Raw genomic sequence first — 13019 nt, forward strand, 5'->3', positions numbered from 1 at the left:
CATTCGCCCGGTTGCCGGATCAGTCTGCCCCAGGACGAGCAGGGAAGTGACATCGTTCCCCCGATCGTCCACATCCGGACACTGTCCGGTGGACGGCGTCCGGCCGCAGGCGGACACTCGGTGCGTGGACCAGCGCGTACGCGTGGCGATCAGGGTCGGCGGGGTCGTTCAGGGCGTCGGTTTCCGGCCCTTCGTCCACGGTCTCGCGCGCCGGCTGGACGTCGGAGGGTTCGTCGGCAACGACGTGCACGGCGTCTTCATCGAGGCCGAAGGCCTTTCGTGGCAAGTCAAGGCCTTCGCCGAGGCACTGCGGGAGCAGGCGCCGCCGCTGGCCGTCGTCGAGGACGTCGAGACCCGCGAAATTCCCCCGATCGGGGACGCCGGCTTCGTCATCGTCACCAGTCCGACGGGCGGAGCCGCCGACACGCTCGTCTCGGCCGACTCCGCCACCTGCGCCGACTGCCTGCGGGAGCTGCGCGACCCCGGCGACCGGCGGTTCCGGTACCCGTTCGTCAACTGCACGAACTGCGGCCCGCGGTTCACCATCGTCCAGGGCGTGCCCTACGACCGGCCGCTCACCACCATGGCCGCCTTCGCGATGTGTGCCGGGTGCAAGCAGGAGTACGAGGACCCGGCCGACCGGCGGTTCCACGCCCAGCCCGTCTGCTGTCCCGCCTGCGGACCCGCGCTCCGGTTCGAGCCGGGTGGCGGGGAGCCGATCGCGAGCACCGCCGAAGCCCTGCGCGCGGGGAAGGTGGTCGCGATCAAGGGGCTCGGCGGCTACCACCTCGCCGTCGGCGCCCGGCACGAAGAAGCCGCGCGACGGCTCCGGCAGCGCAAGCACCGCGAGGACAAGCCGTTCGCCGTCATGGTCGCTGACCTGGCGGAGGCCCGGGAACTGGCCGAAGTCGACGATGTCGCCGCGCGCACCCTCGAAAGCCGGCGACGGCCCATCGTGCTGCTGCCCAGGAAAGGCGATCTCGCCGACGCCGTCGCGCCGGGGAACCGGCGGATCGGGCTGATGCTGCCCTACACCCCGCTGCACCACCTGCTGCTGGAGCAGACCGGTCCGATCGTGCTGACCAGCGCGAACGTCTCCGACGAGCCCATCGTCCACCGCGACGAAGACCTCGGCCGCCTGGCGGGCATCGCCGACGCCTTCCTCACCCACGACCGGCCCATCCACGTCCGGACCGACGACTCCGTCGTCCGGATTTCCCGCGGCGAAGCGCAGCTCCAACGGCGTTCACGGGGTTACGCGCCCGAGCCCGTGACGCTGCGAAGGCCTGCGAAGCGGCACCTCCTGGGCTGCGGCGCCGAACTCAAGAACACCTTCTGCCTCGCGAAAGGCCACCACGCGTTCGTCTCGCACCACATCGGCGACCTCGAGAACTACGAGACGCTCAAGTCCTTCACCGAGGGCATCGCCCACTTCGAACGCCTCTTCGCCGTCGATCCCGTGCTGGTCGCGCACGACCTGCACCCCGACTACCTGTCCACGAAGTACGCCCAGGACCGCGAAGACGTCGAACTGCTGGGCGTCCAGCACCACCACGCCCACATCGCCGCGTGTCTCGCCGACAACGGCGAGGACGGGCCGGTCCTCGGCGTCGCCTTCGACGGCACCGGCTTCGGCCCCGACGGCACCATTTGGGGCGGCGAGTTCCTCCTCGCCGACCTGACGAGCTACCGGCGGCTCAGCCACCTCAGACCGGTCGCGATGCCCGGTGGCGTCCAGGCCATCCGGCAGCCGTGGCGGATGGCGGCGTCTTATGTGGACGAACTGGGGCGGCCGGCGCGCGAAGACATCGTGAAGCTCAAGCGCAGCGGCATCAACTCACCTCTGACGTCCAGCGCCGGGCGCCTCTTCGACGCCGCCGCGGCGCTGCTCGGCGTCCGGGACACCATCACCTACGAGGGCCAGGCCGCCATCGAGCTGGAGCAGCTGGCCGACCCGGCGGAGCAGACCGCCTATCGGGCCCGCGTCGACGACGTCGTGCACGGAGAAGACCTCATCGCCGCCCTCCTGGACGACCCCGATACCAAGCCGAGGAGAGCCGCCCGGTTCCACAACGGGGTGGCCGACGCGATCGCGCGGACCTGCGACCGCTTCCGGGATCACAGCAGCACGGTCGCGCTCTCCGGCGGCGTGTTCCAGAACGTCCTTTTGCTCAATCGAACCCTAGAAGCTCTGGAAGAAATCGGCTTCCGCGTCCTGACCCACCGGAGGGTGCCCACCAACGACGGCGGGATCAGCTTCGGCCAGGTCGCCGTAGCCAGTCGTGCCACTCGGTGACGCCGTCCCCGCGGGTCGCGCTGACCTGGATCAGCGCAGCCGACGGGTTCACGCGGCGGACGTCCCGCTCGAACTCGGCGACGTCGAAGTCGACGTACGGGAGCAGGTCGACCTTGTTCAGCAGCACCAGGTCCGTCGCGGCGAACATGTGCGGGTACTTCAGCGGCTTCCCGGGCCCCTCGGTCACCGACAGGATCACGACCCGCGCCGCCTCGCCGAGGTCGAACAACGCCGGGCAGACCAGGTTGCCGACGTTCTCGATGAACAGCGTCGAACCGTGCGCGGGCGCCAGCGAATGCAGTGCCCGGTGCAGCATCGACGCGTCGAGGTGGCAGCCGGCACCGGTGTTGATCTGCACGACCGGCGCGCCCGTCGCCTTGATGCGCTCGGCGTCGAGCAGCGTCTCCTGGTCGCCCTCGATCACCGCGCAGGGCGTGTCCAGGACACGGATCGTCCGCTCCAGCAGCGTCGTCTTCCCGGCGCCGGGCGAACTCATCAAGTTGATCGCGAAGACATCGGACGAACGCAGGTGCGCGCGGTTGTGCGACGCGAGTTCGTCGTTCTTCGCGAGGATGTCCTGCTCCATGACCACCGTATGGGTGTGGTCGGTGATCCGGACGTCCGAATCCGAGCAGCCGCAGGTGTCACACATGGCTGACCTCCACCGAAGTGATGCGCAGTTCGCGCCCCGCGAGCACCGCGACGTCGGCGCTGCCGCAGGGACACAGCAGGATGAAGTCGTCGAGGGTGAACTCCTCGTCGCAGTCGCGGCACCGAGCGCGGCCCATCGGCTCGGCGATGTCCAGCCGGGCGCCGTCCAGGGACGTGCCGGCGCACAGGACGTCGAAGCAGAAGCGGACGCTGTCCGGCACGACCCCGGACAGCCGCCCGATCTCCAGGCGCACGCACGACACCCGCGCGTCGCCGAGCCGGGTGACGATCGTGTCGACCACCGACTGCGTGATGGACATTTCGTGCACTAGCAGATCCTCGGCAGCGGGTCCCCGACCAGCAGGTCCACGATCCGGGTGCCGCCGAACGCGGTGTTCAGCAACACGATCCCGGGCGGGTCGTCAGCGATCCGCCCGATCACCGCGGCGTCCGCACCGAGCGGGTGCGCGCGCAACGCGGCCAGCGCATCGTTGGCCTGTGAGCCGTCGACGACGACCACGATCCGGCCTTCGCAGGCGACGTACAGCGGGTCGATGCCCAGCAGCTCCGACGCGCCGCGGACCTCATCGCGCACCGGGACGGCCTTCTCGTCGACGACCACGGCGACCTCCGCCGCCTTCGCGATCTCGTTGAGGATCGTCGCGACACCGCCGCGGGTCGCGTCCCGCATCGCGCGCACGCCGGGCACCGCGGCCAGCAGCCCGGCCACCAGGTCGTGCACCGGCGCGGTGTCGGACTCGAGGTCGGCGTCGATGTCGAGCTCGCCGCGGGCCAGCATGATCGTGACGCCGTGGTCGCCGATCGGCCCGGAGACGAGGACGGCGTCTCCGGGCTTCACGGTGGCCACGCCGAGGCCCGTGCGGGTGAGCACCCCGACCCCGGCCGTGTTGACGTACACGCCGTCGGCCTTGCCGCGCTGGACGACCTTCGTGTCGCCGGTGACGATCTGGACGTCGGCCGCGAGAGCCGCGGATTTCATCGAGTCGACGATCTTCAGCAGGTCCTCGACCGGGAAGCCTTCTTCGAGGATGAACCCTGCGGTCAGGTACAGCGGCCGCGCGCCGGACACGGCGAGGTCGTTGACCGTGCCGTTGATCGCCAGGTCGCCGATGTTCCCGCCGGGGAAGAACAGCGGCGAGACGACGTAGGAGTCCGTGGTCAGCGCCAGGCGGGCGTCGCCGATGGTCAGCGACGCCGCGTCTTCGAGGGGTTCCAGCAGCGGGTTGCGGAACGCGTCGAGGAACACGGCCTCGATCAGCGTGTGCGTCGACTTGCCGCCCGCGCCGTGCGACAGCGTGATGCGCTCTTCACGCACCTTCGCGCGCCGGCGCCGCGCCCGCTCGATGCGGTCGAGAACCTGCTGCTCGCGTTCGGTGGTGGTCATGCGCGGCTCGCCTCCCGCACGCGCTTCCGGCTGAACCGGCCGAAGTTGTAGTACGCCGCGCAGGCGCCTTCGGGCGAGACCATGCACGTCCCGATCGGCGTCTCCGGGGTGCACGCCGTGCCGAACACCTTGCACTCCCACGGCTTCAGCACGCCCTTGAGCACCTCGCCGCACTGACAAGCCTTCGGGTCGGCGACGCGCAGGCCGGGGATCTCGAAGATGCGCTCGGCGTCGAAGGCCGCGTACTTCTCGCGGATCGCCATCGCCGAGTGCGTGATGAACCCGAGGCCGCGCCACTCGAAGTACGGCCGCAGCTCCATGACCTCGTTGATGGCCTTCAAAGCCACGATGTTGCCGTTCCAGGGCACGACCCGCGAGTACTGGTTCTCGACCTCCGAGCGTCCCGAAGAGAGCTGAACCATCAGCAGGTAGATCGACTGCAGGATGTCCAGCGGCTCGAACCCGGCGACCACGACGGGCTTGCCGTAGTCGCGCGCGATGAACTCGTACGGCCGGCAGCCGATCACCGTGGAGACGTGCCCCGGGCCGATGAAGCCGTCGAGCCGCAGGTCGGGGGAGTCGAGGATGGCCTTGATCGCCGGGATGATCGTGACGTGGTTGCCGAACACCGAGAAGTTCTCGATGCCTTCGGCGGCCGCGCGCAGCAGGGTCATCGCGGTGGACGGCGTGGTCGTCTCGAACCCGATCGCCATGAACACGACGCGCAGGTCCGGGTTCTGCCGCGCGATCTTCAGCGAGTCGAGCGGCGAGTAGACCATCCGGATGTTCGTGCCCTCGGCGTTGGAGTCGAAGAAGTTCCCGCCGGACCCGGGCACGCGCATCATGTCGCCGAACGACGTCATGAGCACGCCGGGCTGCCGGGCGATGTGGATGGCATCGTCGATGCGGCCCATCGGGATCACGCAGACCGGGCAGCCCGGCCCGTGCACCAGCGTGATGCTCTCGGGCAGGTAGTCCTCGAGGCCGTGCTTGTAGATGGTGTGCGTGTGCCCGCCGCAGACCTCCATGAACTTGTAGTGGCGGCCCGGCTCGCACAACGACGTGATCTTCGCGGACAGCGCCCGCGCCTTCTCCGCGTCGCGGAACTCGTCGACGAAACGCATGACGACTCCTACTCGATCCGGGATTCCAAGAGCGCGGCCATTTCGTCTTCGTACGCCTTGCCGATGCTTTCGAGGAAGTCGAGGGCGGCCGCGGCCTCTTCTTCGTCTATTTTGGACAGAGCGAAGCCGACGTGGATGAGGATCCACTCGCCGGGCTTCGGCGGGTCGTCCTCGAGCAGGCCGATGTTGATGGTGCGCTTGACACCGCTCACGGACACCTTCGCGAGGTCCGGGCGCTCCTCGCTGATTTCGATGATCTCGCCCGGGATCCCGAGGCACATGGTCAGACCTCCGTCTTCTCCTTGAGCGGCAGCTCCGGACTGGTTCCCCAGGCGAGCTCGGTGACGGCGCGGACCGCGGCCGGAATGGCCGCGGTGACTTCGGGTGACAGCCCGATCCCTTCGTCGAGGCAGGCCGGTTCGCAGCCGACGAGCAGGACCCGCCCGGCGTCGCCGCCGAGCAACCTGAGCAGCCGGAACACCGCGTCCGGCTGCATGCCGTGCGCGTCGATCGACGACGTCGCCAGGTCCTCGGTGTCGGCCTCGATGAGCGAGAGCGTGCCGGGTGGCCGGCCGTGCGGGGTGGCGTCGAGCAGGATCGTCGTGTCGTAGCCGCCCATCAGGTCGTAGGCGAGGTGCATGCCGGCGATGCCGTAGTCGGCGATCTGCACCCAGGGCGGCAGGTCGGTGCCCTCCAGCTCCTTGATGACCTCGACGCCGAAGCCGTCGTCGCTCAGGAAGATGTTGCCGATACCGGCGACCAGGACTCGTGGCCTCATTCCGTGACCTCCAAGGGCTCGATCTCGTCAGGGGAGAAGTACCGGTACCGGCCGTGCGTGTGCTGCAGGTCGGCGCCCGGGTCGTCGTCGAGGGTCACCGCGACGTACGTGACACCGTCCACATCGGACAGAACGACCCGGACGGTGGCGGTCTTGCCGGTGAGGAACATGTCCTGCGCGTCGGCGCCACGCAGGTTCGGCCGCAGGCGCACCTTCGACCCTTCGGCGACCCGCACCCCGGCGACGGTCACCGAAGGCTTGACCGGCCGCAGGGACCGGACCGCGCCGTGCAGCCGTTCGAGCAGCTCGGGCGGCATCGTGTCGACGCGGTCGACGATGGCTGCCGCGCGCGGGTCGGTGGCCCGGGCCTCGCGCTTTTCCTCGTCGGTCAGGGTCATCGTGCGCAGCGTGAGGATCTCGTCGATCTCGGTGCCGTCGAAGAGGTCACCCGGGCTTTCCGGCGCGATCGCCGGGTCGTCGTAGAGGATGATCGGCGACGCGAGCATCACCGTGCTGCGCGAGGTGTCGCCGATCAGCACCGGCCACAGCCGCTCCTGCCGGCAGGCTTCGACCGCCGGTTTCGCCCACTCCGGCGGGTCCAGCATCGACAGGAAGTGCCCGGTGTCGACGCTGAGCACGAGGTGGGCGGCGAGCAGTGCGTGGCGCAGGGCGTGCTCGCGGACGCCGTCGGAGTGCCACGACGTCGTGTTGTGCAGGTCCACGCGCAGCCGGGTCCCGCCGAACGGCCCGTCGCCCGGGTCGACCCGGGCGGTGAGGATGCCGGACAGCTCGTGCGTGCCGTCTTCGCCGACCGGCACGGGGAACGGCGTCTCGACCGGGAGTTCCGAAAGCGGCAGCTCGAAGTCGATCTCGTGCTCGACAGCTTCGTCCCACGTCGTGTCCTGGACGAGCCGGGTCCGGGCCTGCAGGAACCGCAGCTTGACGCGCAGGATCGTGTGTTCCAACGGTTCGAGAACACACTCGACGCGCGCCGACGCGTGCTCGCCGATCTCCGCCGACGCGTACGACGGCGGCACCAGCACACCCCACTGCCAGCGCACGCGGTTCTTCCCCGCCGACGCCCGGTACGGGTAGAGGAGGTAGCCCTCGTAGAGCACGGCGTCACCGACCGCGCGGGCCTGGTCGAGAACGTTCACGGCGCACCGGCCAGCAGCTGCTCGACGGCGGCTTCCCAGGTCGGGATCGCGTGCCGCGCCTTGTACTTGAGCAGCGCGTCCACCGTCTCGCGCGGCAGCTTGATCCACGCGACGTTCGGGAAGTAGCGGGACATCAGCTCGTCCCAGACGGTCACCGGCATCCGGCACTCGGCCTGCGTGTGCCACGGCACCTGCTCGACCCAGAACCCCGGCCCGCCCTTGCCGAACACGGTCCCGCTGAACAGCAGCACCATCGGCACGACACCCTCGGTCAGCGCGTGGAAGTACTTGCCGGCCGCGACTTCGAGGTCGTAGGTGCACGGCACCTCGGCGTCGACCTCGGTGGCGCCGGAGAACCCCGGCACGGTCACCGAGATCGTCGTGAACTGGAACGGCTTCAGCGTCTCGCCCCACCGGGAGCGCTCGCCGAAGAGGTGGGTGAGCAGCTCCGACTCGTCGTCGGCGTACCGGCGGCGCTGCGGTTCGATGCGGATCTGGACGCGCAGCACCATCGCGTGGACGGGCTGCCCGGTCAGCTCGGAGATCCGCAGCTTGAACGCCAGCGTCGGCGACGCGGCGTACTTCAGCGGCCGGACGTCGATGCAGTCGAAGGTCAGCTCAGCCATCGGCCACGACCTCGCTGCGCGCCCGCAGGTGCGCGAAGAACCCGTCGATCGCCTCGTGCGCCTCGGTGCCGCCGTCGAAGCCCCGCCACGTCGTCCGGACGAGCCCGACCAGCTCGTAGCAGACGTCGATCGGTACCAGGAAGCACTCGAAGCCCAGGTCGAGCTTGTTCATCAGCAGGGCTTCGACGTCGTCGGCGATGTCGGTGAAGGCCGGCGTGCCCGCCAGCAGCTCGTCCCACGTGCCGAGCGGCAGCAGCGACTCGGTCGCCCCCGCCGGGCTCGGGTAGAACGCGACCGGGCGGTCCTGCACCGAGTTGCGGAACAGGAACGCCGTCTTCACCGGGATCCCGGCCGACTCCCACAGCGCCGTCCCCGGCCCGAACCGCGGCACGTGCCGGAACCGGTCCGGCACCGCCCGGTGCCGCTTCCCGCCTGCCCCGCGGTGGGTGAAGAGCAGGTAGCAGCCCCGGCAGGTGCACAGGATCGTCCGGGACTCGAGGTCGATGACGTGCCCGTGCTCCGCGCTGATCGGTTCCGCGCACATCTCGCACCGCTCGCCCGGCGCGGGGCGAGCGGCGGGAGTGCGGAACCTGCGCAGGCCGCCCGTCACGGGACCTCCACGGGACACGGGACCAACGGCAGCAGCGGCCGGCCGCCCGGACCGGTCTCTTCCGGTACGACTCCCTCGACGACGACGTCGGAGATCTCCGGCGCCGCTTCCCGGACCACGCGCTCGATGGCGTACTTCGCGGTCACCGTCGACGACGGGCAGCCGTCGCAGGTGCCCTGCAGCCGCAACCGCAGGACACCGTCGGCTATCTCGACGAACTCGACGTCACCGGCGTGCGAACCCAGGTACGGCCGGACCTTGTCGAGCGCCTCGGTGACCCGCTCGTGCGTCGACCTCGGGTGCAGGTCGTGCAGCACGAGCAGGCCGCGGATGTGGTCGTCTTCCGCGAGGCGGTCGAGCAACGGCCGGTCGACGACCTCGACGATCCGGGCCAGGCCGGCGCCGTAGAACTCGAGCAGCGTGTGGACGAGGTCCTCGGCGAGCTCGGCGTCTTCGCCGGAGAACTCGCCCAGCAGCTGCTCGATGCGCTCGCCGACCCGGTCGACCTCGGTCATCCGAGCTCCCCGCCGAACGCGTGCGGGGTGTGCAGCCGCTCGATGACCTTCCCGGACCCGGTGTACATGTGGACGCCGCAAGGCAGGCACGGGTCGAAGCTGCGGACCGCGCGCATGATGTCGATGCCCTTGAAGTTCTCCTGCGTGTTCTCCTCGAAGATCGGCGTGTTCTGCACGGCGTCCTCGTACGGCCCCGGCGTGCCGAAGCTGTCGCGGACGCTGCCGTTCCACGGCGTCGGCGGGTACGGGTGGTAGTTCGCGATCTTGCCGCCCTTGATCACCATGTGGTGCGAGAGCACGCCGCGGACCGCTTCGGTGAAGCCGCAGCTCACGCCTTCGTCGGGGACCTTGAACGGCTCCCACGTCTTCGTGTTGCCCTGGCGGACCTCACCGAGGGCCTGGTCGGCGAAGTGCAACGCCAGCGCGGCCGCGTACGCCTGGAAGTACGTCCGGGCGCGGTTGCGCTCGAGCGCGTTGCTCCACTTCGGGATCTTCCACTCGAAGGTGACTTCGGGCTTGGTCGCCGTGCGCGGCAGGTTGATCACGACGCTGTGGCCGGTCGACTTCAGGTACGGCGTGTCGACGAGCCCGGCCAGCGCGGTCACCCACAGGCGGGCGATCGGGCCGCCGCCGGTGTCGAGGGCGAGGTGGTCCTTGCCGTCGAACCAGCGCGGCGACATCGTCCACGAGTACTTGCCGTCGAAGTCGCGCTTGGCCGGGCGCGGGATGGTGTGCTGGTTCCAGGGGTGGCGCTGGTCGACCGGGTTGCCCAGCGGGTCCTGCGTGACGAACATCGGCTGGTCGGCCCAGTCCTCGTAGAACGAGCTGCCGAGCAGGATCCGGATGCCGAGGTTGATGTCGAGCAGGCTGGTCGTGACGAGCTTGCCGTCGACGACGACGCCCGGCGTCACGAACATCTTCCGGCCCCAGGACTCCATGTTCTCGTAGGTGAAGTCGCAGTACTCGGGGTCGTTGAGGCTGCCCCAGCAGCCGAGCAGGATCCGCCGCCGGCCGACCTCTTCGTAGCCGGGCAGGGCTTCGTAGAAGAAGTCGAAGAGGTCGTCGTGCATCGGCAGGCAGCGCTTCATGAACTCGACGTAGCGCATCAGCCGGGTCAGGTAGTCGGTGAACAGCTGCACGGTCGCCACCGTGCCGACGCCGCCGGGGTACAAAGTGGACGGATGGACGTGCCGGCCTTCCATCAGGCAGAACATCTCGCGCGTGCTGCGGGAGACCTGCAGGGCTTCGCGGTAGAACTCGCCTTCGAGCGGGTTCAGCGAGCGCATGATGTCGCCGATGGTGCGGTAGCCGTGGTCGCCCGCGTGCGGCGCTTCGGTGCGGTTGGCCAGCTCGAGGACGCCGGGGTTGGTCTCGGCGACCATCTTCTCGCAATAGTCGACCCCGACCAGGTTCTCCTGGAAGATGTTGTGGTCGAACATGTACTCGGCGGCCTCGCCGAGGTTGATGATCCACTCGCCGAGGTGCGGCGGACGGACGCCGTAGGCCATGTTCTGGTTGTAGACCGAGCACGTCGCGTGGTTGTCGCCGCAGATCCCGCAGATCCGGCTGGTGATGAAGTGCGCGTCGCGCGGGTCCTTGCCCTTCATGAAGATGCTGTAGCCGCGGAAGACCGACGACGTGCTGTGGCACTCGACGACCTTCTTCTGCGCCCAGTCGATCTTTGTGTAGATCCCGAGGCTGCCGACGATCCGGGTGATCGGGTCCCACGCCATCTCGACGAGGTCGGTCTTGTCCTTCATTTCGGTCATGACCAGGCCCCTTTCAGCGCCACGAGGACTTGTAGCCGGTCTTGAGCTTCTCGCCCGTGCGCCGCCACTTGGGCTCCTTGTCGAGCTTGCGCTCGGTGATCTTCCGCAGCCGCCGGATCACCGACCCGTACGCGCCGCTGGCCAGCGACGACACCTGCGCGCCCGGCGGCTCGTCCATGAACGGCATGAACTTGTCCGGGAAGCCCGGCATGGTGCAGCCGATGCAGATGCCGCCGACGTTCGGGCAGCCGCCGACGCCGTTGATCCAGCCGCGCTTCGGCACGTTGCACTTCACGACCGGTCCCCAGCAGCCCAGCTTCACCAGGCACTTCGGGGAGCCGTACTCGGTGGCGAACTCGCCCTGCTCGTAGTAGCCGCCGCGGTCGCAGCCCTCGTGCACGGTCGCGCCGAAGAGCCACTGCGGCCGCAGGTGGTCGTCGAGCGGGATCATCGGCGCCTGCCCGGCGGCCTGGTAGAGCAGGTAGGTGATGGTCTCGGACAGGTTGTCCGGGTGGGTCGGGCAGCCGGGCACGCAGACGATCGGGATGCCGGCGCCGGACTTCCAGTCCCAGCCCAGGTAATCGGGCACGCCCATCGCGCCGGTCGGGTTGCCCTCCATCGCGTGGATGCCGCCGTAGGTGGCGCAGGTGCCGACGGCCAGCACGGCGAGGGCCTTCGGCGTCAGGCGGTCCAGCCACTCGCTGGTCGTCATCGGCTGGCCGGTCTCGGGGTTGTTCCCGAACCCGCACCAGTAGCCCTCCTCCTTGATCGCCTCGTTCGGGATCGAACCCTCGACGACCAGCACGAACGGTTCCAGCTCGCCGCGGTCGGCTTTGTAGAACCACTCGATGAACGTGTCGGCCCCCTTGTCGGGGCCGCATTCGAAGTCGATCAACGGCCAGTGGACCGCGATCTTGGGCAAGCCGGGCAAAGCGCCGAGGACGATTTCCTCGATGCTCGGTTGCGTGGCGGCGGTCAGTGCGACGGAGTCGCCGTCGCACGACAGGCCGGCGTTGATCCAGAGGATGTGGATGGGCTGCTCTTCTTGCTGCGCATGCGTCACGGCTGTTCAACCCCGGGGTCGTCGAGCGCGCCGAGGGTCAGCTCCCACAGCGCGTGGTAAAGGGTCGTCTGGGCTTCCTGGATGCGGTGCACGGACGGTGACGGGACGACGAAGAGGTGGTCGATGCTGTCCAGCTCGGCCATCTTCCCGCCGTCGTAGCCGGCGATGCCGACGGTCACCAGGCCGCGGCGCGCGGCTTCGTCGAAGGCGCGCACCAGGTTCGCGGAGTTCCCGCTGGTGGACAGGCCCACGGCGATGTCGCCGGACCGCCCGAACGCGCCGATCTGCCGGGCGAACACAACGTCGAACCCGATGTCGTTGGACAGGGCGGTCACCACCGCGATGTCGTTCGTCAACCCGAAGGCGGGCAACGGTTTCGCGTCGCCCGCCGGGCTTAAGAACAGGCTGGCGAGGTCCTGCGCGTCGGTCGAGCTCCCGCCGTTGCCGAACGCGAGCAGCCGGCCGCCGCCGGCGAACGCGCGCGCGAGGTCCTGCGCACACGCGAACAACCGGTCGCGGTCGGCGGCGAGGACGTCGGCGCGCAGGGCGACGATCTCGCGCACCTTGTCCACAGTGGACTGCTCGACCTGGCGGAGGACGGCGTCGAGGTCGCTCGTGCCCGAGTACAGGAACGGGTACAGCGCTTCGAGACCGTCGGTGACGGGGTGTTCCCGCGTCATGCCGATTCTCCCGCGGCTAGGCTGTGCTGTTGTTCCTGATCCGACCACAGTCACGGCCGGATGGCTTTCGTAGCAACGGTTGCTGCCGCTAGGCGGCCGGCCTGCTTTTGGCCGGATCAGGAACTCTCCAAGCGTGCGATGGCTTCCCCGGCGTGCACCAGGATGCGGTCGCCGACGCCGGCCTCGACCAGCGCGACACTGACCTCTTCCCGGGTGGATCCGGTGTCCACGACGGCGAACTCGTCTTCGAGGAGCTCGACCACGGTCACCTCGACCGCGGTGTCGGAGCAGGTGATGCACACCCCGTCGTGGCAGACGGGGCCGGTTGCTCTGTCGGCGTCACGG

At 69.2% G+C, this 13019-nt stretch carries 15 protein-coding genes; 1 reads left to right on the plus strand and 14 read right to left on the minus strand.

Going from position 1 to position 13019, the window contains the following annotated elements; translation table 11 throughout:
* Window positions 1-124 precede the first annotated feature (124 nt).
* Window positions 125-2296 carry a carbamoyltransferase HypF gene (gene hypF / locus AB0M59_RS31875; protein WP_364622590.1) on the plus strand — a complete coding sequence of 724 codons (2172 nt, stop codon included), beginning with the start codon at window positions 125-127 and terminating at the stop codon, window positions 2294-2296.
* On the opposite strand, the gene hypB is transcribed toward hypF, so the two are convergent.
* The 14 genes from hypB to AB0M59_RS31945 form a co-directional block, all read right to left on the minus strand.
* Window positions 2253-2948, minus strand: coding sequence for a hydrogenase nickel incorporation protein HypB (gene hypB, locus AB0M59_RS31880; protein WP_364622593.1), 696 nt, complete (start codon window positions 2946-2948; stop codon window positions 2253-2255). The two genes, hypF and hypB, sit on opposite strands and share 44 nt — an antisense overlap.
* Entirely contained in the window at window positions 2941-3276 is a 336-nt protein-coding gene (locus tag AB0M59_RS31885) for a hydrogenase maturation nickel metallochaperone HypA (RefSeq protein ID WP_364622595.1), read from the minus strand. The genes hypB and AB0M59_RS31885 overlap by 8 nt, the downstream gene beginning before the upstream one ends.
* Complete coding sequence (gene hypE / locus AB0M59_RS31890) at window positions 3276-4352, minus strand: hydrogenase expression/formation protein HypE (protein ID WP_364622597.1); 1077 nt, start codon at window positions 4350-4352, stop codon at window positions 3276-3278. The genes AB0M59_RS31885 and hypE overlap by 1 nt, the downstream gene beginning before the upstream one ends.
* Window positions 4349-5476 (minus strand): hydrogenase formation protein HypD, encoded by a 1128-nt coding sequence (hypD, locus tag AB0M59_RS31895; protein ID WP_364622600.1) that lies wholly within the window; start codon window positions 5474-5476, stop codon window positions 4349-4351. Before hypD ends, hypE begins: the two co-directional genes overlap by 4 nt.
* A gap of 8 nt (window positions 5477-5484) precedes the next feature.
* Window positions 5485-5757, minus strand: a complete 273-nt coding sequence (locus AB0M59_RS31900; protein ID WP_364622602.1) for a HypC/HybG/HupF family hydrogenase formation chaperone — start codon at window positions 5755-5757, stop codon at window positions 5485-5487.
* Window positions 5758-5759: 2 nt separating this feature from the next.
* The gene (locus tag AB0M59_RS31905; RefSeq protein ID WP_364622604.1) at window positions 5760-6254 is read right to left on the minus strand and encodes a hydrogenase maturation protease; all 495 of its coding nucleotides are present in this window, start codon (window positions 6252-6254) and stop codon (window positions 5760-5762) included.
* Complete coding sequence (locus tag AB0M59_RS31910) at window positions 6251-7411, minus strand: hypothetical protein (protein ID WP_364622606.1); 1161 nt, start codon at window positions 7409-7411, stop codon at window positions 6251-6253. Before AB0M59_RS31910 ends, AB0M59_RS31905 begins: the two co-directional genes overlap by 4 nt.
* The gene (locus AB0M59_RS31915; RefSeq protein WP_364622609.1) at window positions 7408-8037 is read right to left on the minus strand and encodes a DUF6084 family protein; all 630 of its coding nucleotides are present in this window, start codon (window positions 8035-8037) and stop codon (window positions 7408-7410) included. Before AB0M59_RS31915 ends, AB0M59_RS31910 begins: the two co-directional genes overlap by 4 nt.
* Entirely contained in the window at window positions 8030-8647 is a 618-nt protein-coding gene (locus tag AB0M59_RS31920) for a DUF5947 family protein (RefSeq protein ID WP_364622612.1), read from the minus strand. The genes AB0M59_RS31915 and AB0M59_RS31920 overlap by 8 nt, the downstream gene beginning before the upstream one ends.
* Window positions 8644-9162, minus strand: a complete 519-nt coding sequence (locus AB0M59_RS31925; protein ID WP_364622615.1) for a NifU family protein — start codon at window positions 9160-9162, stop codon at window positions 8644-8646. Before AB0M59_RS31925 ends, AB0M59_RS31920 begins: the two co-directional genes overlap by 4 nt.
* Entirely contained in the window at window positions 9159-10931 is a 1773-nt protein-coding gene (locus AB0M59_RS31930; protein ID WP_364622618.1) for a nickel-dependent hydrogenase large subunit, read from the minus strand. The genes AB0M59_RS31925 and AB0M59_RS31930 overlap by 4 nt, the downstream gene beginning before the upstream one ends.
* 13 nt (window positions 10932-10944) lie before the next feature.
* Window positions 10945-11994: a hydrogenase expression protein HypE gene (locus AB0M59_RS31935; RefSeq protein WP_364622621.1), complete on the minus strand. Its 1050-nt coding sequence runs from the start codon at window positions 11992-11994 to the stop codon at window positions 10945-10947.
* Window positions 11991-12674 (minus strand): SIS domain-containing protein, encoded by a 684-nt coding sequence (locus AB0M59_RS31940; protein WP_364622624.1) that lies wholly within the window; start codon window positions 12672-12674, stop codon window positions 11991-11993. Before AB0M59_RS31940 ends, AB0M59_RS31935 begins: the two co-directional genes overlap by 4 nt.
* 116 nt (window positions 12675-12790) lie before the next feature.
* Window positions 12791-12976: a HypC/HybG/HupF family hydrogenase formation chaperone gene (locus AB0M59_RS31945; RefSeq protein WP_364622898.1), complete on the minus strand. Its 186-nt coding sequence runs from the start codon at window positions 12974-12976 to the stop codon at window positions 12791-12793.
* Window positions 12977-13019 lie beyond the last annotated feature (43 nt).

This window comes from Amycolatopsis sp. NPDC051371 (assembly GCF_040682155.1).
GTDB lineage: Bacteria > Actinomycetota > Actinomycetes > Mycobacteriales > Pseudonocardiaceae > Amycolatopsis.

What these genes read in the sequence shown, in the direction of transcription:
- hypB (WP_364622593.1), bottom strand. Translation starts at nt 2,948, where the DNA reads ATGTGTGACACCTGCGGCTGCTCGGATTCGGACGTCCGGATCACCGAC.
- hypE (WP_364622597.1), bottom strand. Translation starts at nt 4,352, where the DNA reads ATGACCACCACCGAACGCGAGCAGCAGGTTCTCGACCGCATCGAGCGG.
- hypD (WP_364622600.1), bottom strand. Translation starts at nt 5,476, where the DNA reads ATGCGTTTCGTCGACGAGTTCCGCGACGCGGAGAAGGCGCGGGCGCTG.
- AB0M59_RS31900 (WP_364622602.1), bottom strand. Translation starts at nt 5,757, where the DNA reads ATGTGCCTCGGGATCCCGGGCGAGATCATCGAAATCAGCGAGGAGCGC.
- AB0M59_RS31905 (WP_364622604.1), bottom strand. Translation starts at nt 6,254, where the DNA reads ATGAGGCCACGAGTCCTGGTCGCCGGTATCGGCAACATCTTCCTGAGC.
- AB0M59_RS31915 (WP_364622609.1), bottom strand. Translation starts at nt 8,037, where the DNA reads ATGGCTGAGCTGACCTTCGACTGCATCGACGTCCGGCCGCTGAAGTAC.
- AB0M59_RS31925 (WP_364622615.1), bottom strand. Translation starts at nt 9,162, where the DNA reads ATGACCGAGGTCGACCGGGTCGGCGAGCGCATCGAGCAGCTGCTGGGC.
- AB0M59_RS31930 (WP_364622618.1), bottom strand. Translation starts at nt 10,931, where the DNA reads ATGACCGAAATGAAGGACAAGACCGACCTCGTCGAGATGGCGTGGGAC.
- AB0M59_RS31940 (WP_364622624.1), bottom strand. Translation starts at nt 12,674, where the DNA reads ATGACGCGGGAACACCCCGTCACCGACGGTCTCGAAGCGCTGTACCCG.